23 protein-coding genes are annotated in these 21,935 nt (G+C 26.5%); all 23 read right to left on the reverse strand.

Annotation, left to right across the window (positions count from 1 at the left end):
* Position 1: 1 nt before the first annotated feature.
* The 23 genes from rnc to ATCC9714_RS13090 all read right to left on the reverse strand — a co-directional run bounded on the left by rnc (position 2) and on the right by ATCC9714_RS13090 (position 21,919).
* Positions 2–703 carry a ribonuclease III gene (gene rnc / locus ATCC9714_RS12980; RefSeq protein ID WP_021129139.1) on the reverse strand — a complete coding sequence of 234 codons (702 nt, stop codon included), beginning with the start codon at positions 701–703 and terminating at the stop codon, positions 2–4.
* Between the two features lie 135 nt (positions 704–838).
* Entirely contained in the window at positions 839–1,267 is a 429-nt protein-coding gene (locus ATCC9714_RS12985; RefSeq protein ID WP_021122822.1) for a CD1247 N-terminal domain-containing protein, read from the reverse strand.
* An 87-nt stretch (positions 1,268–1,354) separates the two neighbouring features.
* The gene (efp, locus tag ATCC9714_RS12990) at positions 1,355–1,912 is read right to left on the reverse strand and encodes an elongation factor P (RefSeq protein WP_021129141.1); all 558 of its coding nucleotides are present in this window, start codon (positions 1,910–1,912) and stop codon (positions 1,355–1,357) included.
* A 27-nt stretch (positions 1,913–1,939) separates the two neighbouring features.
* Complete coding sequence (locus ATCC9714_RS12995; protein ID WP_077065724.1) at positions 1,940–3,007, reverse strand: M24 family metallopeptidase; 1,068 nt, start codon at positions 3,005–3,007, stop codon at positions 1,940–1,942.
* A gap of 9 nt (positions 3,008–3,016) precedes the next feature.
* Positions 3,017–3,439 carry a type II 3-dehydroquinate dehydratase gene (gene aroQ, locus ATCC9714_RS13000; RefSeq protein WP_021122827.1) on the reverse strand — a complete coding sequence of 141 codons (423 nt, stop codon included), beginning with the start codon at positions 3,437–3,439 and terminating at the stop codon, positions 3,017–3,019.
* Positions 3,440–3,497: 58 nt separating this feature from the next.
* Positions 3,498–4,004 (reverse strand): shikimate kinase, encoded by a 507-nt coding sequence (locus tag ATCC9714_RS13005; RefSeq protein WP_057545465.1) that lies wholly within the window; start codon positions 4,002–4,004, stop codon positions 3,498–3,500.
* An 8-nt stretch (positions 4,005–4,012) separates the two neighbouring features.
* On the reverse strand, positions 4,013–4,531 hold the full coding sequence (locus ATCC9714_RS13010; protein ID WP_021122829.1) for a hypothetical protein: 519 nt from the start codon (positions 4,529–4,531) through the stop codon (positions 4,013–4,015).
* Complete coding sequence (locus tag ATCC9714_RS13015) at positions 4,521–4,943, reverse strand: hypothetical protein (protein ID WP_021129146.1); 423 nt, start codon at positions 4,941–4,943, stop codon at positions 4,521–4,523. The genes ATCC9714_RS13010 and ATCC9714_RS13015 overlap by 11 nt, the downstream gene beginning before the upstream one ends.
* A gap of 20 nt (positions 4,944–4,963) precedes the next feature.
* Positions 4,964–5,464 (reverse strand): hypothetical protein, encoded by a 501-nt coding sequence (locus ATCC9714_RS13020; protein WP_021122831.1) that lies wholly within the window; start codon positions 5,462–5,464, stop codon positions 4,964–4,966.
* Positions 5,461–5,820 carry a hypothetical protein gene (locus ATCC9714_RS13025; RefSeq protein WP_021129148.1) on the reverse strand — a complete coding sequence of 120 codons (360 nt, stop codon included), beginning with the start codon at positions 5,818–5,820 and terminating at the stop codon, positions 5,461–5,463. Before ATCC9714_RS13025 ends, ATCC9714_RS13020 begins: the two co-directional genes overlap by 4 nt.
* Position 5,821: 1 nt before the next feature.
* Positions 5,822–6,670, reverse strand: a complete 849-nt coding sequence (gene aroE / locus ATCC9714_RS13030; RefSeq protein ID WP_081013642.1) for a shikimate dehydrogenase — start codon at positions 6,668–6,670, stop codon at positions 5,822–5,824.
* Positions 6,671–6,790: 120 nt separating this feature from the next.
* On the reverse strand, positions 6,791–9,070 hold the full coding sequence (locus ATCC9714_RS13035; protein WP_057545464.1) for a PAS domain-containing sensor histidine kinase: 2,280 nt from the start codon (positions 9,068–9,070) through the stop codon (positions 6,791–6,793).
* A 28-nt stretch (positions 9,071–9,098) separates the two neighbouring features.
* Entirely contained in the window at positions 9,099–11,468 is a 2,370-nt protein-coding gene (locus ATCC9714_RS13040) for a PAS domain-containing sensor histidine kinase (RefSeq protein ID WP_057545463.1), read from the reverse strand.
* Between the two features lie 97 nt (positions 11,469–11,565).
* Positions 11,566–12,216 carry an RNA polymerase sporulation sigma factor SigK gene (sigK, locus tag ATCC9714_RS13045; RefSeq protein ID WP_021129152.1) on the reverse strand — a complete coding sequence of 217 codons (651 nt, stop codon included), beginning with the start codon at positions 12,214–12,216 and terminating at the stop codon, positions 11,566–11,568.
* Between the two features lie 81 nt (positions 12,217–12,297).
* A complete protein-coding gene (locus tag ATCC9714_RS13050) occupies positions 12,298–13,992 on the reverse strand; it encodes a peptidoglycan D,D-transpeptidase FtsI family protein (protein ID WP_057545462.1) in 1,695 nt (564 codons plus the stop codon).
* A 58-nt stretch (positions 13,993–14,050) separates the two neighbouring features.
* Complete coding sequence (gene udk, locus ATCC9714_RS13055; protein WP_021129154.1) at positions 14,051–14,680, reverse strand: uridine kinase; 630 nt, start codon at positions 14,678–14,680, stop codon at positions 14,051–14,053.
* Positions 14,681–14,743: 63 nt separating this feature from the next.
* Positions 14,744–15,679 (reverse strand): peptidase U32 family protein, encoded by a 936-nt coding sequence (locus ATCC9714_RS13060; protein WP_055331082.1) that lies wholly within the window; start codon positions 15,677–15,679, stop codon positions 14,744–14,746.
* Positions 15,672–16,340, reverse strand: coding sequence for an O-methyltransferase (locus tag ATCC9714_RS13065; RefSeq protein ID WP_057545461.1), 669 nt, complete (start codon positions 16,338–16,340; stop codon positions 15,672–15,674). Before ATCC9714_RS13065 ends, ATCC9714_RS13060 begins: the two co-directional genes overlap by 8 nt.
* A gap of 102 nt (positions 16,341–16,442) precedes the next feature.
* Entirely contained in the window at positions 16,443–17,498 is a 1,056-nt protein-coding gene (mltG, locus tag ATCC9714_RS13070; protein WP_021129157.1) for an endolytic transglycosylase MltG, read from the reverse strand.
* Between the two features lie 137 nt (positions 17,499–17,635).
* On the reverse strand, positions 17,636–18,961 hold the full coding sequence (locus ATCC9714_RS13075; protein WP_057545460.1) for a pyrimidine-nucleoside phosphorylase: 1,326 nt from the start codon (positions 18,959–18,961) through the stop codon (positions 17,636–17,638).
* Positions 18,962–19,001: 40 nt separating this feature from the next.
* On the reverse strand, positions 19,002–19,823 hold the full coding sequence (locus tag ATCC9714_RS13080) for a purine-nucleoside phosphorylase (protein ID WP_118028326.1): 822 nt from the start codon (positions 19,821–19,823) through the stop codon (positions 19,002–19,004).
* 21 nt (positions 19,824–19,844) lie between these two features.
* The gene (locus ATCC9714_RS13085) at positions 19,845–21,014 is read right to left on the reverse strand and encodes a phosphopentomutase (protein ID WP_057545459.1); all 1,170 of its coding nucleotides are present in this window, start codon (positions 21,012–21,014) and stop codon (positions 19,845–19,847) included.
* Positions 21,015–21,037: 23 nt separating this feature from the next.
* Positions 21,038–21,919 (reverse strand): tyrosine-type recombinase/integrase, encoded by an 882-nt coding sequence (locus ATCC9714_RS13090; protein WP_021129161.1) that lies wholly within the window; start codon positions 21,917–21,919, stop codon positions 21,038–21,040.
* Between the last annotated feature and the right edge of the window lie 16 nt (positions 21,920–21,935).

The following is a 21,935-nucleotide window of genomic DNA, read 5'->3' on the forward strand; positions in this document are numbered from 1 at the left end:
ATTATATCATCCTTCTTAGTGCTTGTTTTGCAGCTGATTGTTCTGCTTCCTTTTTACTTTTACCTTCTCCTTTTCCTAAAGATTCGTCATTTAATCTAACTTCCATAACGAATCTTTTATTATGGTCAGGTCCTATTTCTTCTACTAAATTATAAACTATATTGCTTTCCCCTTGGCTTTGTACAACCTCTTGAAGATGAGTCTTATAGTCTCTGAAAATTCTTCCTTTTATAGAGTCTTCTATTATTTCTTCCATATTTTTTAATACAAATGTTTTTGCAGGTTCTATTCCTCCATCTAGGTATATAGCTGCTATAACAGCTTCAAAAGCATCTGCTAATATAGATACTCTGTCTCTTCCTCCTGTAGCTTCTTCTCCTCTACCTAAAAGAATATGCTTGCCTAAATTTAAATGTTTGGCTACATCACTTAAAGACTCTTCACAAACTATATTGGCTCTTAATTTTGTTAATTCTCCTTCCGGAAGCTCTGTTTCATTCTTAAATAAAAAATCACTTACTACTATTCCTAAAACAGAATCGCCTAAGAATTCTAACCTTTCATTAAATGCGTATGATTTATTTTCATTAGAATAAGAACTATGTGTCAATGCTTCTAGTATGTATGCTTTATTCTTAAATTTATAGTTTATAATTTCTTCAAATTTAGATATATTATTTAATATGCTTGATTTTATTTTCATCTACTTACCTCCGGTTAAATCTCTCTAGACTATAGTGTACTATTTTTCTAAAATTATTGCAAAACATAAAAACAAGAAAAGCCTATGAAACTTATATAACTTCATAGGCTCTATAAATTCTTACATTATAAAGTTTTATTTTTCATCATAGCAATCACAGTCACAGTTTCCATCGCAACTACACTCATCATCAGATGCTAATATTACTGCGTTACAATTTGGGCAAACAATATCTACATCTTCGTCATATAGTAAGTCTTCATCTATCTCTACGAAATCATTACAATTTGGACATTCCATTTCAATAAAGTTTAATTCCTCTTCGTCATCTTCATCATCTTCTTCGTATATATCATCTTCTACATCAGCTAAATCTTCATCTATAGATTCGACATATTCAATAAGTTCTATTTGCTCTTCTTCTAATTCTACAATAGCATCTGCAAAACTTTCTAAAACATCTACTATTTTATGTATTATTTTTCCTTCTTTAGTGTCATTACTTATCTCTAAACCTTCTGCAAGACCTTTTAAGTATGCAACTTCTTCGTATAAATGTTTCATCGATACCCCTCCATAAGTTTATTTATATAAATTTAAAAGCCCACATATCTATTATTAGATATATAAGCTTTTATATACATACGATTATTAAACTCTTGATAAATATTCTCCAGTTCTTGTATCTATCTTTATTCTATCTCCTGTATTTATAAATAAAGGTACTTGAACTACTGCACCAGTTTCAACTGTAGCTGACTTAGTAACGTTACTTGCAGTATCTCCTTTTATTCCTGGCTCAGTTTCAACTATTTCAAGTTCAGCAAAGTTTGGAGCTTCAACTTGGAATGGTTGACCTTGATAGAATCTTATTGTTGCAGTTTCATTCTCTTTTAAGAATTTTATTGCATCTTCAACTTTTTCATAGTCTAGTGGTATTTGTTCAAATGTTTCGTTATCCATGAAGTAGTATAACTCACCATCATTGTATAAATATTGCATTTGTCTAGTATCTATATGAGCTTTTGGGAATTTATCACTTGGGTTGAAAGCTTCTTCTCTTATAGCTCCTGTTTTTAAGTTTTTGTACTTAGTTCTAACAAATGCTGCACCTTTTCCTGGCTTAACATGTTGGAAGTCAACTATTAAACATGGTTGTCCATCCTTTTCAAATGTTACACCTTTTCTAAAATCACCTGCTGTTACCATATTTGTCCCTCCATAATTATACGTTTTTTAAAATTCTAATTCTATTAATTCTTTTGGCGATGAATTTATTACTTCACAACCATCTTCTGTTATTATAAGTAAATCTTCAATTCTTACACCACCAAAATCTTCTATGTATATACCTGGCTCATCACTTATAACCATATTAGGCTTTAGTTCATTTACTCCTAATGCATTAACATTAGGAAGTTCATGTACATCAAGCCCTATTCCGTGTCCTAAGCCATGACCAAATTTATCACCATATCCTTTTTCAATTATATATTGTCTTGCGATATTGTCAAGTTCTATTCCAGTCATATTAGCTTTAGCGTATTCTATAACCTTAAGTTGAGCTTCTAGTACTATATTGTATATTTCCTTTTGTTTTTCATTTGCTTTTCCTACAACTATAGTTCTAGTCATGTCTGAACAATATCCATTATATACACATCCAAAGTCAATTGTAACAAAATCTCCAACTTCTATTACTTTATCACTAGCAACTCCATGTGGCATAGACGATCTTTTTCCTGAAGCTACTATAAAATCAAACGATGCTCCTGTTGCACCTTGTTTTCTCATAAAATATTCAAGTTCTAAAGCTACTTCATTTTCTTTCATTCCTGGCTTAATAAACTCTATTATATGCATAAATCCACTATCTGCAATTTTAGCAGCGTGTCTTATTGTCTCTAATTCTTTTTTATCTTTTACTGCTCTTAATGTTAACATTAATCCCTTTAAAGGAACCATCTCTACATCATTTAAAGCTTCTTTATAATTTGAATATGTTGAAAAACTCATTTTATCATCTTCAAATCCTAGTCTATTTATTTTTATTTCTTTTAGAAAATTTGTTATAGGATTAGTTCTAGATATTTCAACTATTTCAAAATTTGTTGCCTGATATTTAGATTGTTGTGTATATCTAAAGTCGGTAAAAAGTATACATTTATTTTTAGTAATTAATATAGATCCAGCAGTACCTGTAAATCCAGATATATATCTTTTATTATTAGAGTCTTCTATTAAAACTGCATCTAAATTTAATTCTTTCATTTTTTCTCTTAATTTAAATACTCGGTTTTCCACCTATTCCACCTAACAATTTAGCACTGCACTTACACCTAAAATGTAGCTGTAAAATCCAAATCCAGATATTTGTCCTATACATGAACTTGCTGTTACACTTTTTTGTCTAAATTCCTCGCGTTTATGTATATTTGAAATATGCACTTCTACTACTTTAGTTTTTATAGATTTTATTGCATCTGCTATTGCATAACTGTAGTGTGTGAATGCACCTGGGTTTATAACAATACCATCAAAATTTTCATTGGCTTCATGTATTTTATCTATTATGTAACCTTCATGGTTGCTTTGAAAAAATTCAAATTCTATAGAATCTTTAAATGCATTTTTTATCATACATTCTAAATTTTCTAAGGTGTCTTCTCCATATATATCAGGTTCTCTTTTTCCTAGCATATTTAAATTTGGGCCATTAATTATTAGTATCTTCATTACCATCACCGCCCTTTTTCTGATATAGTTTTTCACATTAATATAATAACATATTTTGCTAAATATAAACAAGTATCTCACTAATTACTTGTTCTATATTTTTACCATTAATATCTATTTTTATATTTGATGCTTTATTATATTTATCTTTTCTATAGTCCAAAAGCTTTTTTATGTATTCTTCAAGATTTTTTTCATCTTTTAATTTCGGCCTTTTATGTGTTTCATTTCTTAAATGGTTTAATATAGTATCTATATTTCCATCTAGCCATATTACATTTTTTTTATTTTTTAGTATCTCTATATTATCGTTACTTTCAACAATACCTCCGCCTGTAGATATCACCACATCATCTAAATAACAATATTTTTCAAGTAATTTAGATTCAATATTTCTAAAGTATTGTTCTCCTTTTTCAGTGAATATATCATTTATAGTTTTCTTTTCTAACTTTTCAACTTCCAAATCCAAGTCAATAAACCTCATTTTTTTCATTAATGATAGTTTTTCACCTATAGTAGTTTTTCCACTTCCCATAAATCCAATTAATATTATATTACTCATATGTTCACCTACATTTTTTGATTTTGATACATTGTAAACTTATTAAAATATTTTTGTGTATTTTTTGATAACTTTAACTCTATATTTACAATTTTACCATCTTTCTTCTTCGAAATGTATATATTGTCTAGGTAATCCCCTATTTCATATCCAGATGCAGCATTTCTTCTTTTTATAAATATCTTATTTGACCTCGTATTTAAATAAAGCTCATCCAATCCTAAACTAGCATCTCTATTTATAGGTTTATATTTTATAGATATCACATCGGTAATGTCAAAATCTCTTGAATTTATTATATTATTTTCTCTAGTTTTTACACTTATTATCTCTATTCCATCACATAATTCTTTTTCTACATGACCTTGTATCTCTATTCCTTGCTGCTGAATTTCTACACTACTATTAATTCTTTTATATATACTTAATGATGAAAAAAATATCCAATAAATTATAGATATAATTATAAACATTGTTCCCATTGATATACACACTTCTAGCATTAAATATCCTTTTTTAACTTTCATATTTACCTTCTTTAAGCAAAACCCTTCCACTAAAAGGTACAATCGTTATTTCTATGCTTCTTTTATTTGAATTTATATTTATAGTTTCTCCCTTAGAGCTTAATGAACCATCAGATTTGAACTTTATTATTGATAATGGAGACGACAGATTTGAATTTTTGGGAAGATATACTGTTTTTATCGTCTTTGAATTGTCTTTAACTATGTACCTTATTTTATCAGGACCTTTAATATTTTCTATATAACAATCTTTATTTCCATTTATATTCATATTTCTTACATATCTAATATCAGCTACTAACTGTCTTGCAAATGAATCTAATTCATACTTATTACTTTCTAACTTAGGAAAACTTATATATATAATTATAAGTATTAAACCTATGCCTATGACAAGTTCTAGTGTTGTCACATTCCTTCTCTTTTCATATTTTATATCTCCTTATAGTCATATTTTTCAACTATGTTTTTTATATTTTCTTGATTAAAATCCAAATTAATTTTAAATGAACATCTAGCTCCTTTCTCCAGTTCTCCTTCTGTTTGTTTTGAAACAATATCTAATCTTATGTAATTGTCCTCTATATAAACCTTATTATTTACTATATCTAAGCTTATTTCATCTATATTAATATCTTCAATAGCTTTTATAAATTCAATCTTATTACTTCCTAGAAAATATTCTTTATATTTTTCATTTTGGTTTTCGTATTCTTTAGCTATTATTATGGCTTTATTTACCTCTTCTAAAATTTTACTATATCCTAAATTTATTCCACTTTTCACATCGTGTCTTAACTTTAATGCAATTTCATAAGTATTTACAATCTCTAAATTTGAATTTATAATCTCTAAACATCCTATAAATATACAACTTAATATGGAAAAACATAGCAATGATGTAACTACTACTGAACCGTTTCTTTTCTTCAATTTTTCACCACATAACTATTTAAATTTATTCTTGCATTTTCATTTTTTACAATAACACTTATTTTATAGCAATCAAGAAAATCTTCTATTTTATTTATACTATATTTTATATCAAATTCATTTAAAGTTTTATTTTTTAAAATATTTTCTGTTCCCAATTCATTGTCATCTAACATTTGTTGAAGTTTACATATTTCTTTATTAGCTAAATTTGCCATTTCAACCTTTTTGTTAGATTTAGATAAACAAAAAATACTAGTTGAAAAAACACTTACAACTAGTGATGATATTATAGCTATTAAACTTAATGATATTATGTTTTCTAATATAAGAAATCCTTTTTTCTTATTTTTCAAGTTATATTCCTCTCAATATTTTTTTTATATTTTCCTCTTCTAGAGGTTTTATTTTTGTCCATATGTAAAATCCATATATAGCTTGATTTACTAACATATCAATGCCATGTACAATATCTAAATTATTTTTTTTAGCCCACTTTAAAAACTTAGTTTCATGTGGTTTATAAACTATGTCACAAACTAATAAATCTTTACTTACATATATATCTTCATCTATAGGACAATTTTCTCTATCTTTATCCATACCTATAGGTGTTGTATTTATGATTATATCTATTTGTTCTAAATCTTCCCTTTCTATTTTTTCTGAAGATATACATATTTCTGTATCGAAATTATCTTTGATAATAGTTTTTATTTTCTTAGCACTCTCTAAGCTTCTATTTCGTATCTCCATCTTCCTAGCTCCTTTAGATGCAAGTTCAACAGCTATGCTTCTACATGCTCCTCCAGCCCCTAGAATCATTATGTTCTTATCTTTTATTTTATAACCCTTATCTAGAATAGATTTTACAAACCCAATTCCATCTGTATTATAGCCTATTAATTTTCCATTTTTATTTTCTATAGTATTTACTGCTCCTATAAGCTTTGCATTTTTATCTATATCATCTAAAAACTTCATTACCTCAACTTTATGGGGTATCGTTATATTACACCCTTTTATACCAAGAGATTTTGCTCCTTGTATAGCTTCTTTCAAATTTGTGTTTTCAACCTTAAAACATAAATATTTCATATTTATATCATACTTTTCAAATAAATAGTTATGTATATTTGGTGATAAACTATGTTCAACAGGATTACCTATTAAGCATATAGTTTTAGTTTTTGAATTTATATCCATTTCAACCTCCTATTGTGTTTTATTTCCAATCATTTAATTTATTATACAATTTAATTTCTATTTTTTCAAAATCGTAAAATAAAAACTGCGCATAAATTATCTAACTTATGCGCAGTTCTTTTATAATGCCTTTATCATAGAATATTGACTATATATAGACTCTCTATTTATGATAGATTCCTTTTTATCTTCATAATTATAATTTTCTTCAAGTTTCATTTTTATAATTATCTCCAAATAGTTCAGATTCTCTTTAATATAAATTTTTCCATTATACATTTTTATAATAGAGCTAGCAACTTCTAAATTCATTTGTATATTTTCTTTTGATAAATTTTCTAAGCTTAAATCTTTATTATATCCACCTTTATTTTTTATAAAAATTTCAACTTCTGAATCCTTATCAACAAAATCTACATATACTGTACTTTTAGCTTCAGATTGCTTAATAACTTTACTTAAAATTAATAGTATGATTCTTTCTATATCATAAGGATCTATATAGACCAACTTTTCCTCCATATTAGTATCAAAAATAAATTCAATTTGATTATTTTTTGAGTATCTATTAATTTCAGTTATTATATCCTCCACTATACTTACAATGTCATAACATCCAACTTCTGGTCTGTAAAAATCAGCATCTACTTTGGCTAATGTCATTATATTTTCTATAATCTGTAATGATAAGTAACTCTGATTTTCAACTATTTTAGTAGTGCTTGATATTTGGCTAGATGGATTTTTCTCTATTTCATTTTTAAATATTGACTGTATAAGTTGATTTGTTGACATTATCAAATTAAGTGGAGTTTTTAATTCATGTGACATATTCATAAAAAAGTGATTTTTTTGTTTATACTCCATTTTTTTCTTTGCAACTTCTTTTTCTAGTTTTTCAGCCCTTACTTTTTCACTTATATCATTCATAATCCCTATACACTTCATTTTATTATTTATTTCCAGGGTAATTCCCCCAAGTTCTACATCAATATACGTTCCTAAACTATTTTTTATCTTATGTCTTATAAACTTAGTATCTTGTCCAAATTTATCTAAAACCCAAGCAACATCTTTTACTATATGACTATGATTAAATTCATTAAGATTTTTATATCCTGACATCTTTAAAAGTACATCATTTATATATACAGTCTTTTTCTCTTCAAAGTCATATATATATATACCTTGTGGTATAGAATTAACTAATGAACTATGCTTATTTGATTGTTTTTTTATATCTTCTATAAGCAATTTATAATCTGTTATATCTCTTAAAACAGCTATTTCTTTATTTATATTGTTTTCTTCGAAATTTGTCTTCCTTATGTTCAAATATTTTTTATTTCCTTTTTCAATTTCACCTTCAAAGTCACCATATTTTTCAGTATCAAATATAAAGCTTTTAACTTTTTCATTGTGTATATCAATGTCAAAATTTTTATCATTACTATATATAATCTTTCTATCCTTTGTAACAACAATAGTATGAGGAATTGTTTCTATTGTTTTTTTATATTTAATTTTATTATAATCAATAATTTTTTGAGAATATTTTTTATATGTTATATCTGTCATTATACATATAACCCCCATAGTTTCCCCATTAACTATAAAAGGAGTATATTTGCATTCAAAGTATTTATTATCTTTACTTAACAATTCTGTATTTATCTCTCGGCCTAGTTCGTATACTTTTTGGACATCTAGTAAAATTTCAATACTATCTGTAAAATTGCTATTTATAAAATTAGAAAACTTAATATTGTAATTACAAAGCTCATAATATTTCCATGTTTTATGAAAATTACTATCTTTATTGGATATATAGCCATATTTATCGATTATAATTACACACTTATTATTTTGTTCTAAAATTATATTCAATAACTCTTTTTTTCTCTCTATTATATTTAAAGTTTTTTTATTAGTTTCTTTGCTTGATTTCAAAAGCTTCATTCCACTATTCTCTTTTAACTTCAAACTATTTATATCTTTAGATAGTTTTCTATTTTTCTCTTCATTTTTTAAAGAGTTATTTTTTATATATTTAATCATCATATTAAAATTACTTACTACAATAAAAATTAAATTTATATACTCTATTTTTAACTTTAAAATTGTACAAGCAGTTATTGTAATTATTAAAAAAATAATTTTTTTAACTTTATTATCGTTTATGCTATTTTCACTTAAAGTTTTTATAAAAAGTAAAAAACTTAAAGCTATAGATATAAAATAAAATACTGTTGAATTGTGTATATTTACTACATTTATCATAAATATACATATAATATAAAATAAATCTTTATATATATATTTAATATTAAAACTAATTATGCAAAATATGCTAGCTATTAAAAATGACAAATTCATTATGTATATTAATTTATCAGCCATAACCTTTCCCCCTATAGATTTATGGTTTTTAAAAGTATATATCTGCAAATTCTACGTTTATTTTTTCTTCTATAGATTTGTACTCTTCTCTTTCGAAAGTTTTTTTATCTATAAATCCTATATTTTCTTGTAAAATTATTGTAAATGTACTTCCTACTCCTTCCTCACTTTGCACATGTATTTGACCTTTATGAAGATTGACAATTTCTTTTACTAAAGCTAATCCAACTCCACATCCTTCTGTATTTCTAGATAAGGTTCTATCAATCTGTCCAAATTTAGTAAAAATAAAATTCATCCTATCCTTTGGTATTCCAACCCCTTCATCTTTTACACTTATTTTTATTTCCTTATTCTCACGTGTTATATTTACTTCTATGTAACTACCCATTTCACTAAATTTAATTGAATTTGATATTAAATTTAAAATGGCTCTTTCCATTTTATCAACATCTATAATCATATTATAAGAGTTTATGTTGGATTTAAATTTTATATTTATTCCTTTATTAGAGTAATTTTTTTCTATGATCTCTACTATATTTTTAGTTAGTTTTACAATATCATAGCCTACAAAGTTTTCTGATGATACTCCATTTTCGGTATCTGCAATTTCTTTCATATTATTTATTAATCTTTGTATTCTATAGCAATTTCTTTTTACAAGCTTAGTGTAATTATTGATGTGATTTGAATTATACTTGTGTTTATTTTTTTCTAATTTATCATTAATTTTGCTTATGTTTTCTATCGGGTCTTTCAAGCACTTAGATGTGTTTATTAAAAATTCGTTTTTGACATGATGTTGATTATTTACTAAATCCAGTTCTTTTATAGCCTCTAAAACTCTTTCTTCATTATCTAGCAATCTAATTAAAACTAAAAATTGATTTTCTTCTTTCATATCAATTATAGTAAGTGCCAAGGAACTATTTTCAGCTTTATCGATTTCATATTTTTTGACTTGTCCATAAAATTCTTTACTTATATAATCATCTATAAACTTATTTATAGATTCAATTTTAATACTTTTTAATATCCTTATCATTGATTTATTTTGATAAATAATATTCTTTTTAAACTTATCCATTACAATTATTCCATCAGGTAAATTTTGGACTAATGCTTGATAAGTTTTTTTGCTTCCATCCAACTTTCTTAATGCTATTTCAGTTTCATTTATATCTACAATTATACTTAATATCATAAATGAATTGTTGTACTCCATTTTTGTAGTTATTATTTCTATATATTTATTATTTATAGTTTTGAATTTATTTATAATTTTATTTACTTTCCCTTTTAAAATCAAATTTAGGCTATCATTAAACTCTTTAAGATATTTATCATTTAATTTTTCTTTGATATTTATAAATCTAATATCTTTAATATCTTTTGGAATGTTAAGCATTTCTAATGCTGCATCATTAATATATTCTATATTTTCTAAATCATGTATTATAACTCCATCAATTAAAAGATCCATCAGTTTCTTATATTTTTCTTCACTTTCTTTTAATTGATTTTGAATTAAAGTACTTTGGGTTATATCATTGAAAATTAAGGTTTTTATAATATTATTGCCACTCAATTCACAACTACATATAAACCTATACACCTGATCTTCTTTAGTGTATAAATTCATAGAATTATATTCATCTAATTTAGTATTTCTTATTAATTTTATACACTCTCCTCCATTGGTAAATCTTTTTTCAATAAATTTTATTTCATTAGCTTTATTGAAATTTATATCTATCCATGAGCTTTTATTACAGTATATGACTTTTTCACTTTCATCAATTTTCATAACTGGCATCTCAGATTCATTAACAGCTTTTTTTATTTGTTCTTGTATATTTATCAAGTCCTCCTCTAGTTCACTTTGTCGTATTTGTTCTTTTCCTATTTTATTGCTAATTTTACTTATATTTTCATTAAGTCTTTTCGACTTTCTAATACTATAATCTAACTTACTTAACTTTAGCTTTACATCATCTATAATCGTAAATTTTATAATTAGTAAGTTTCCCACAATATTTAAAATTAAATACATACTTATATTAAATATCGCACATATAAAACTAAATATGTTTATAGATACTAAAATAATATAATTTAAGTTTTTCAATTTCAATTTTGACCTGTTTTTATTTATATAAAATAGTTTAAATATAGCATATATATATATTGTGTATTTATATATATTAATAATGTCGTTACTTTTATTAAATATCGATAAAAATAGAGTAAATTCCACTAAATATAAAAATATAACGTATTTAATATCTCTACTTTTTTCAAAAAATATCTTATATATACTATTTATCATGTTAGATACTATAATGATTAAATTTGCGATAAAAAACAGTCCCATATTTTCACTTAAAATAATCATATCCTACCACCTTCTATTTATAATTCACTTTTACAATAATATTAGCACATGCATTTTGAATTTTTTGTCATTTCTTGAGTAGTCAAAAAAAAAAGTCTCAATTGAGACTTTTTTCAGATTTTAATTCTTTTCTTAATTTTTTTAAAGCTCTTTTTTCAATTCTAGAAACATAAGATCTAGATATGTCTAACTTTTGTGCAATTTCTCTTTGTGTTTTATATCCATATGGAGTTAATCCATATCTTAACTGAACTATCTCACGTTCTCTAGGTGTTAGTATACTTTCTAACTTTTCATATAGCTTACTGATTTGCACTTTAAGTTCGACCTGATCTAATATATGGTCTATATCAGTTCCTAAAACATCTATTAAACTAATTTCGTTACCTTCTTTGTCCGTTCCTATTGGGTCTTGTAGAGAAACTTGAACTTTATTTTTTTTATTTGTTCTTATATTCATTAGTATCTCATTTTCTATGCACTTAGATGCATATGTTGCTAATCTAGTTCCTTTATCTACGTTGTATGTTTCTATAGCTTTTATAAGCCCTATAGTTCCTATTGATATAAGGTCATCTTGGTCTTCATTTGCATTGTTATATTTCTTCGCTATATGTGCTACTAATCTCATGTTTCTTTCAATTAAAACTTCCTTTGCTGATTCATCTTTTTCTATTTTTAATTTAGTTAAATAATTGTACTCTTCTTCAGGAGTTAAGGGTTTTTCAAAAGATTTTAATATAGTCAATCATGCCACCCCTTTTTCTTCCTTCCATGTCATTTTAAATTATATGAAGGTGGCATGATAAAATTGCTTGTATCAAAAAATTTATTTTAATATATTAGTGCATATGTCTTTATATAAAGGTACTGCTGATTTACTAGATTCTTTAGTGCCCTCAATTATTATTGTTATACAATATTTTGGATTATCTTCAGGATAAAATCCTGTTACCCATCCATGAGAAATTTTTTCTTTTTTTATAGTTTTATCAGCATTTTCAACATTAATTATAGCTTGTGTCGTTCCTGTTTTTACTCCACTTCCTTTTTCTAAATCTGATAATTCTTTTGCTGTACCATCTTTAGCTACTGATTTCATCATATTTTTTATCTTCGTTATAATATATGGTGATAGCATTTCTTCATCTTTATATTTATCAAAACTCTTAATAATTTTTTTATTGTTATCTATGATGCTATCATAAATACGTAAGGGCTTATAGGTTCCATTATTCGCTATAACTTGTGTCATTTGATTTACTTGAAGAGGTGTAAACATCATTTCCCCTTGTCCTATACATAAGTTAACTATATCTATATCTTTATTTAAACTTCCTGTCTTTTCTCCTTCAATATCAATTCCCACTTCTTTAGTTAGATGTAAGTCTTCTGCTGCTTTTATAATTTTATCTTTACCAACTTTTAAGGCTATATCTAAAAATGCAGTATTACAAGAATTTGCAAAAGCTTGTTCCAAAGTCAATTTACCATGACCATCTAGTTTATTACAGTTTAATATTCTTCCATTGAATTCTTTAGATCCAGTACATGTATGTTCATAATTTTCATCTATTATCTTATTTTCTAGAGCTGCGTATAATACAACTATTTTAAATACAGATCCTGGAGCATACATATATCTTATCGCTCTATTTTGTAACTCTCCATTTGAAGCCTTTAAAAACTCTTCAACAGAATATTGATTGTAGTTAGGTCTAGATGTCATAGCTAAAACTTCTCCACTTTTAACGTCTGATATGACAACTGCACTAGGATTTTCTTCTTTATCAACTAGTTTTTCTAATTTTCTTTGTATATTTGAGTCTATAGTTAGGCGTAAATGTCTATCTTCATTGCTATTTTCATTAACTTTAAAACTCCCATTTAAAATTCCTATTTTTTTATTTTTACCTGAATTTCCTGATGTTCCTGCTTTAAAAACTTCTACATAGTCTAAATTTTTATTTTTTAAAATCTTATCTTGGCTTTTCTCTATTCCACTTATAGCATTATTATCTTTATCTAAGTATCCAATTGTATGTGTAAGTAAGTTTTCATCTGAATATCTATATGTTTTTTTCTCAATAAGTATATTTTCTTTTTTTAATTTTTTTCTTAAATCATCATTTATATTCTTTATTTCCAATTCTAAAATAGGAGATTGAGGTTCTTCTTGTGCTTTATTATAAATTTCATAATTTTCTAATTCTGTAACTTCTTTAATTAAGTCTATATAACCACTTTTAGCACTGATCTGATCCTTTTGAATTATTATTATATCTTTAGATTTATTGTCAGTTAATTTTTTATTATTTCTATCATAAATAGTTCCTCTACCTGATCCTAGATCTAAAACTGTACTACTCTGTTCTTTTGCACGTTTTTCATAAAATTTTGCATTGATTATTTGTATGTCTACTAATCTATAAATCAAGACTCCATATATTAATAAACATAAAATGAATAAAAAGTATATTCTATTTTTTATATTATAATCTATTGCACCTTTTTTCCTAGACATAAAATCACCCCTTATCAATTGTAATTCTTGACAATTAATAAGGGGTTAATACTAATTATTAATGTAATTGTGTTTTTATTCTTGCTATTACCATATCAATAGCTACTTCGTTTTGTCCACCTTCTGGTATTATTATATCTGCATATTTTTTATATGGCTCTATAAATTGATCATGTGCGGGCTTTACAGTTGCTAAATATTGTTCTATTACAGAGTCAACTGTTCTTCCTCTTTCTTTTATATCTCTTTGTATTCTTCTTAAAATTCTTAAATCATCTTCTGTATCAACATATATTTTTATATCTAATTTATTTCTTAATTCTTCATCTTCTAGTATCATTATTCCTTCAACTATTACTATATCTTTAGGCTCAGTTGTAACAGTTTCCTCTAAATTTCTAGTATGAAGTTCATAGTCATATATAGGTTTTTCTATAGTTTCTCCATTGCATAACATATCTAAGTGTTTTATTAAAAGTTTATTATCAAAAGATAAAGGATGGTCATAGTTTGTTTTTAATCTTTCTTCAAATGATAAATGGGATTGATCCTTGTAGTATGCATCTTGCTCTAAAATAGCTATATTTTCTTCTGGTATACTCTCTTTTATAGATTTACACACTGTACTTTTACCTGATCCTGTACCACCTGTAATTCCTATTATAAGTGTCTTTTTTTCTTTTTCCATTTGTCTTCTCTCCTTAAAAGTTTTTATTTATACTATTAACTTTGATGTATAGTTTATAAGTTTTTATTCAAAATCCTCAGGCATGGCTTGTCCTGTATAGAATCCATTGGTAAGAGGTCTATGACTTTTAGCCTTTATTTCTTCTAACCATTTTTCATTAAATTCCCATGTTTCTGGATTTTTATAAAATTCATCTAATGCTTCTCTATAAATTTTTATTACAGTTTGTAAATATTCTTCACTTTGTAATCTTCCATCAATTTTTAAACTTGTCACTCCAGATTTAACAAAATCCGGTATGTATCTTAACATACATAAATCTTTTGAGTTAAAGAAGAACGTTCCTTTTTCATCTTCATAAACAGGATAGTATTCGCCTGGTCTTTTTTCTTCTAATAAATTATATCTCTTGCAATCTTTTTCATATGTTGTATTATCTTTTCCATTTAAATAACTACTTATAAGTTTTCTACCTGAGTAAGATATGCATATTGGACCATGTACAAAAGCTTCTATTTCCATATCCAGTGGAGTTTTAGCTCTAATAGTACTTATCTCCTCTATAGATAGTTCACTTGTTATAATTATTCTCTTTACACCTTGCTCATACCAAAAATTAGCACTGTTAAAGTTAGTTACATTAGCTTGTTGTCCCATATGTATATTTATACTTGGAACAGTTTCTTTTACTATACTTAGTACACCTGGGTCAGAAACTATTATTCCATCTATATTTAACTTTTGTAAATTTAATAAATAATCTTTTAAATTTTGAAAATCTTCATTATGAGGCATAACATTTACAGCTACATAAACTTTTTTTCCTCTTTCATGAGCAAACTTTACTCCATTTTCTAGATCTTCACTAGAAAAACTTTCATTTATAGCATCTATTCCAAAAGAATCTCCACCTATGTATACAGCATCAGCTCCATTTTCTAGTGCTATTTTTAAACTACTTAAATCTTTAGCTGAAGCTAAAAGTTCAACATTATGCATCTATATCACCCCTTATTTTATTTTTGTAACTAAGTGTAACTCCATCTCCTATAGGAATTATCGATGTATCTAAATAATTACAATTACATATATAATCTAAATAGCTTCTCATTCTCTTAACTATTGTCTTCTTTCTTCTTATAACATAACTATCATGAGCTACCATACCCTTGTATAATATATTATCAGATATAAGTAATCCATCTACTTTTAATTTATCTATTACTAAATCATAAAATAACTTATATTGACCTTTTGCAGCATCTAAGAAAATCATGTCAAATTCACCTTCAACTTGACTTAGAAGTTCTTCTGCATCACCTTCTAATATAGTTATATTATTTTCCATCCCTGCTCTTTTTATATTTTCTTTTGCTTTTTCAATCATCTTTTCATTTCTTTCAACAGTTACTATCTCTACATTTTTATCAAGAACAGTTGCAAAAAAAATAGATGAATAACCTATAGCACAACCTACTTCTAATATTCTCTTAGGTTTTTGCATTTTTAATATTACCTTTAAAAAATCTGAAACTTCCTTATGAATTATTGGAACATTATTTTCTTTTGCATATTCTTCTAATTCCTTTAATAAACCTTCTTTATCTTTTAATGTGTTTCTTATATAATCTTCTACTAAACCATCAACTATATTGCTCATACTTTCAACTCCTTGAGTTGCCCTAAAAAAAGGCAAAAGTTTCGCATTTATACTTTATTAAGTTTTGCGATAATCCTTTGCCTTTATGGACAAATGTTTTATTTACTTTTTAGATTTTTCTTGATTTAATTTATCTCTCTCTTGTTTATAGTTTTCTACATGTTTTAAGTGTTCGTCATAAGTTTTACTGTAATTGTTTTTACCATCAACAGTCGCAACAAAGTATAAATAATCACTTTGTGATGGATTTAAAACAGCTTCAATTGATTTAACTCCTGGATTTGCTATAGGTGTAGGTGGCAATCCTTTATTTATATATGAGTTATATGGAGAGTCTATTTTTAAATCCTTATACATTACTCTTTCTTTTCTTTCTTCAAATATATATTGTATAGTAGCATCTGATTGTAGAGGCATTCCTATTTTTAACCTATTGTAAAATACACTTGCAATCATAGGTCTATCTTCATCTAATACAGCTTCTTTTTCTATTATAGATGCTAAGTTAACAACCTGTTGAAGAGTTAATCCACGTGCTTTTTGCTCTTCTTTAAATTTATTTGTATAAATCTTGTTAAATCTTTCTAACATATCTGATAAAACTTCTTTTTCGTTATCTGTTTTATTGAAGTAATAAGTATCTGGATATAAAAATCCTTCTAAACTTTTTATATCTGGCTCATTTAAAAATTTAAATTTATCATAAAACTCTTTAGGATTATTTATTAATTGTTCGTATACTTCTTTTTTACCGATACCTTTATCCGTTAAATATTTTATTACTTCTTTATAAGTTAATCCTTCTGGTATAGTAACTTTTATACCATCATTATGAAACTTTCCACTTGTTAATATATCTAATATTTTTGAGTTTGAATAGTTTTGCTTTAATAAGTATTTACCAGCTTTTACTCCGCTCTTTTCTGGACTTATTTTAGCTACTACTTTAAATAAAGCTTTATTTTTTATAAGTTTATTATCTTTTAAAATATCAGTAACATTTGTTAGTGTTGCTCCACTAGGTATCTCTACTACAACTTCTTTTTTGCTTTGTCTATCATATGGCCCGATCTGAATATATATATATCCTCCGATTATTGCTAGTATTGCTATAGTTATAATTGCTATAACTTTTATACTTACCTTTCTATGATTCATAGGGTTATCTACTCCTTATGCATATTTATATCCTTTATATTATAAATCTAAGCTTAAAAATTTTCAATAAAATTGTCGAAAGTAAATAAAAAGCCTAACGTTATTTTTCACACGTTAGGCTTTTTTTAATCATATCTTTAAAATTTTGTTATTTTGTCTTTTGTAACGACACCATAAACTAACTTACCTTCTTCAACTTTTTCATCAGATATTATATATGCATTTAAGAATCTTTCTTTTGCTGAATCTATTTTATCAAGCTTATTATAGTGCATATAAGCTATTGTATCTCCTTCATTTACAAAATCAGAAACTTTCTTAGTTAAAACTATTCCTGCCGATAAATCTAATTCGTCATCTTTAGTTTCTCTTCCAGCTCCTAACATCATAGCTGAAACTCCAACTTCTTCAGCTTCTATTTTTTTAATATATCCTGTTTTTGGAGCTTTTATTTCCATTATTTCCTTAGCTTGAGGTAATAATGTATAATCATCAACTATAGCACTATTTCCGCCTTGATTTTCTATAAACTCTCTTAGTTTTTCAAGTGCACTTCCACTATATATAGCTTCTTTTATTTTAGTTTTGCCTTCTTCGAAATCTTTTGCAACTTTAGCTAAAACTAACATATATGCTCCTAGAGTCTCACATAACGTAACAAAATCTTTTGGCCCTCTACCTTTTAAAGTTTCTATAGCTTCTATTACCTCTAATGAATTTCCAACAGCAAATCCTAAAGGTTCATCCATATCAGTTATAAGAGCTACAGTCTCTCTATTCATATTATCCCCTATATCTACCATTTCTTTTGCTAATGCAAATGAATCATCTATAGTTTTCATGAAAGCCCCGTCTCCAGTTTTCACATCTAAAACTATAGCATCTGCTCCTGATGCAAGTTTTTTACACATTATACTACTTGCTATTAATGATATATTATCAACTGTAGCAGTAACATCTCTTAATGCATACATCTTTTTATCAGCAACAGCTATTGACGCCGTTTGACCACATACAGCTATATTATGCTTATTAACAGATTCTATAAATTTACTTGGTTCCATTTCTATAGAAAACCCAGGTATAGATTCTAACTTATCTAATGTACCTCCTGTATGTCCTAGCCCTCTTCCAGACATTTTTGCAACAGGAGCCTTACACGCTGCTACTAGTGGAGCTAATGCTATTGTAGTTTTATCTCCTACTCCTCCAGTACTATGTTTATCAACTTTTATACCATTTATTTCAGACAAGTCTATAACCTCTCCAGAATTCATCATAGCCTCTGTTAAATATGCCGTTTCTTGTTTGTTCATTTTATTTAAGTATATAGCCATTAAAAGTGCAGATGCTTGATAGTCAGGTATTTCACCTTTTGAGTATTTATCTACAAAAAAGTTTATTTCCTCTTTAGTTAAAACTTCATTGTCTCTTTTTTTCTTTATAATGTCATAAATTCTCATAACTATTCTCCTTTATTTCATTATTTTTAATTTGCTTTTTTTATAATTTCTTAACTATAGATTTAACTAGACTTAAAAATTCTGATTTTACCTTCTGTGTAGTCTCTATAACTTCTTCATGATTTAATGGCTGATTTAAAATACCAGCTGCCATATTAGTTATACAAGAAATACCTATAACATCAAGGCTAGAATGTCTTGCAACTATAACTTCAGGCACTGTAGACATTCCAACAGCATCAGATCCTATAGCTTGAGCTAATCTTACCTCTGCTGGTGTTTCATAAGTTGGTCCACTAAAGAATGTATAAACACCTTCTTTTACATCTATATTTAATTCTTTTGCACAATCTTTTGCTAAATCTACATATTTAGGAGTATATGCAGTCGACATATCTGGGAATCTAACTCCTAATCTGCTATCATTAGGCCCTATTAAAGGATGATGCCCACTAAAGTTAATATGATCCTTTATTATCATTAAGTCTCCTGGCTTAAATGATTTATTAGCTCCTCCAGCTGCATTTGTAACTATTATAGTTTTAACTCCCAATTCTTTCATTACTCTAACAGGAAATGTTACAGACTCCATAGAGTATCCTTCATAAAAATGAAAACGCCCTTGCATAGCAATTACATTTTTACCTTGTAACTTACCTATAACTAATTGTCCATTATGTCCTTCTACTGTCGATACTGGAAAATTAGGAATTTCATCATACTTAATTTTTATAGGATTCTCTATTTCATCACCTAAAACCCCTAATCCTGATCCTAATATAAGACCTATTTCTGGAGTAGTGTTTATTTTTGATTCTATATAATTTTTACTTTCTTGTATTTTATCATATAAGTTTTTCATCATAATCCTCCGTAAAGTCAATTATTTCATTATCTCACTTTTAAAACTTTCTCCATGTTTAGGAAGGTCTACATTTAATATATCTGCTACAGTAGCTCCTATATCTGCAAAACTTTTTCTAGTTCCTAAATTGTATCCTTTATTTATATTTTTTCCATAAACTAGTACCGGTATATACTCTCTTGTATGATCTGTTCCTTTGTATGTTGGATCATTTCCATGATCTGCATTTATGATTAATATATCATCATCTTTCATATTATCTATTATTTCAGGAATTCTTGCATCAAACTCTTCTAGTGCTTTTTTATAGCCTTCAACATCTCTTCTATGTCCATACTTAGAGTCAAAATCTACTAAGTTAGTAAATATAAGCCCTTTGTTTTCTTTTTTCATATAATTTATAGTTTGATCTACCCCATCCATATTATCCTTAGTGTGGATAGCTTCTGTTATACCTTGTTTATTGAATATATCTTCTATCTTTCCAACTCCAATTACATCTAAGTTAGATTTTTTTATTGTATCTAGAACAGTATCTTCAAATGGGCTTAATGAGTAATCTCTTCTATTTGAAGTTCTTTCAAACGCACCTGGTTTACCTACAAATGGTCTAGCTATTATTCTTGCTACAGCATTTTCTCCCATCATTATTTCCCTTGCAATTTCACACATTTTATAAAGTTCTTCTAATGGTATAATTTCTTCATGTGCTGCAATTTGGAATACACTATCTGCTGAAGTATATACTATAACTTCTCCAGTTTTCATTTGTTGTTCTCCTAGTTCATCCAATATAGCTGTTCCAGATGCAGGCTTATTTCCTATAACTTTTCTATTTGTTTTTCTTTCAAATTCATCTATTATTTCTTTTGGGAATCCATTTTCATATGTTTTAAAAGGAGTTTCTACTAATACTCCTGTCATTTCCCAATGCCCTGTTGTTGTATCTTTTCCCTTAGATACTTCACTAGCTCGTCCAAAAGAACCTATAGGATTATCTATGCTGTCTAAACTATCAATTCCATCTATATTACTTAATCCTAATTTTATCATATTAGGTAATTGTATATCTTCATACGCTTTAACTATATTTCCTAAAGTATTTACATTTACATCTCCAAATTTTTCAGAATCAGGAAGAGCTCCTATTCCCACACTGTCAATTACCATCCATATAACTCTGCTCATAAAATTTCCTCCTAAGTATTAGTTTATTTTCTAGGATGCTTTTCTTTTAATTCTTGTCTTAAATTTTTATCCATACAGTCTAAATAGTGTTGTAAACTAGATAAATTTGTACTCCCTAATATTTTGCTAACTACAGCTATGTTAGCACCCTTATTAAGCAAGTGAATCGCAAATGAATTTCTAAGTATCGTAGGATTAATATTTTTATTTATATTTACCCTATTTGCATGCTTTTTTATAAGCTTCCATAGCCCTTGTCGTGTAAATCTAGACCCATTAGAATTTATAAATAAAGCCTTTTCCTCATAGTTAGTTTTTAAAATCTCATTTCTAGATTCTTTCAAATATTTTTCAATATATTTGCTACTAATTTTAGTTAACGGTATAACCCTTGGGTTTTTACCTATTTTACAACAAATATAACCAAACTCTAAACTTACATCATCAACGTCTAATTCTATTAATTCAGTTACTTTAATTCCTGTCCCATATAAAACTTCAAATATAGCTTTATCTCTTATATTCTTTATATTTTTAAGATCAGGAAAACTTAATAGCGCTTCGACTTCTTCTTCTGATAAAATATCTATTTCTTTTTTTTCTATTTTAGGCTTTTTAATATTTTTAGATACATTCGATTTTGTATACCTATTTAAAAATAAATATTCATAAAAAGATTTTATAGATGATATGCTCCTAGAAATAGTAGCTGTAGACACATCTGTCTTTTCAAGTTCGATTATATAACTTATTATATCATTTTCTGTCGAATCAAATAAGTCAATATTTTTATTTTTTATATATGTTAAATATTTTTTTAAATCTATTAAGTAAGAGTTAACTGTATTTTCAGTTAATTTTCTTACTGATTGTATGTATCTTATATATTCGTCTAGTATTTGCATATCTTAATCCTTCAAA

It is taken from the genome of Paraclostridium sordellii (genome assembly GCF_000953675.1).
Taxonomy (GTDB): domain Bacteria; phylum Bacillota; class Clostridia; order Peptostreptococcales; family Peptostreptococcaceae; genus Paraclostridium; species Paraclostridium sordellii.

What these genes read in the sequence shown, in the direction of transcription:
- ATCC9714_RS13065 (WP_057545461.1), bottom strand. Translation starts at nt 16,340, where the DNA reads ATGAGCAATATAGTTGATGGTTTAGTAGAAGATTATATAAGAAACACA.
- ATCC9714_RS13040 (WP_057545463.1), bottom strand. Translation starts at nt 11,468, where the DNA reads ATGATTATTTTAAGTGAAAATATGGGACTGTTTTTTATCGCAAATTTA.
- ATCC9714_RS13010 (WP_021122829.1), bottom strand. Translation starts at nt 4,531, where the DNA reads ATGAAAGTTAAAAAAGGATATTTAATGCTAGAAGTGTGTATATCAATG.
- ATCC9714_RS13075 (WP_057545460.1), bottom strand. Translation starts at nt 18,961, where the DNA reads ATGAGAATTTATGACATTATAAAGAAAAAAAGAGACAATGAAGTTTTA.
- aroE (WP_081013642.1), bottom strand. Translation starts at nt 6,670, where the DNA reads ATGGATATAAATTCAAAAACTAAAACTATATGCTTAATAGGTAATCCT.
- rnc (WP_021129139.1), bottom strand. Translation starts at nt 703, where the DNA reads ATGAAAATAAAATCAAGCATATTAAATAATATATCTAAATTTGAAGAA.
- ATCC9714_RS13005 (WP_057545465.1), bottom strand. Translation starts at nt 4,004, where the DNA reads ATGAGTAATATAATATTAATTGGATTTATGGGAAGTGGAAAAACTACT.
- ATCC9714_RS13090 (WP_021129161.1), bottom strand. Translation starts at nt 21,919, where the DNA reads ATGCAAATACTAGACGAATATATAAGATACATACAATCAGTAAGAAAA.
- ATCC9714_RS13060 (WP_055331082.1), bottom strand. Translation starts at nt 15,679, where the DNA reads ATGCATAATGTTGAACTTTTAGCTTCAGCTAAAGATTTAAGTAGTTTA.
- mltG (WP_021129157.1), bottom strand. Translation starts at nt 17,498, where the DNA reads ATGAATCATAGAAAGGTAAGTATAAAAGTTATAGCAATTATAACTATA.
- ATCC9714_RS13035 (WP_057545464.1), bottom strand. Translation starts at nt 9,070, where the DNA reads ATGGCTGATAAATTAATATACATAATGAATTTGTCATTTTTAATAGCT.
- udk (WP_021129154.1), bottom strand. Translation starts at nt 14,680, where the DNA reads ATGGAAAAAGAAAAAAAGACACTTATAATAGGAATTACAGGTGGTACA.
- aroQ (WP_021122827.1), bottom strand. Translation starts at nt 3,439, where the DNA reads ATGAAGATACTAATAATTAATGGCCCAAATTTAAATATGCTAGGAAAA.
- ATCC9714_RS13080 (WP_118028326.1), bottom strand. Translation starts at nt 19,823, where the DNA reads ATGAAAAACTTATATGATAAAATACAAGAAAGTAAAAATTATATAGAA.
- ATCC9714_RS13085 (WP_057545459.1), bottom strand. Translation starts at nt 21,014, where the DNA reads ATGAGCAGAGTTATATGGATGGTAATTGACAGTGTGGGAATAGGAGCT.
- ATCC9714_RS12985 (WP_021122822.1), bottom strand. Translation starts at nt 1,267, where the DNA reads ATGAAACATTTATACGAAGAAGTTGCATACTTAAAAGGTCTTGCAGAA.
- efp (WP_021129141.1), bottom strand. Translation starts at nt 1,912, where the DNA reads ATGGTAACAGCAGGTGATTTTAGAAAAGGTGTAACATTTGAAAAGGAT.
- ATCC9714_RS13050 (WP_057545462.1), bottom strand. Translation starts at nt 13,992, where the DNA reads ATGTCTAGGAAAAAAGGTGCAATAGATTATAATATAAAAAATAGAATA.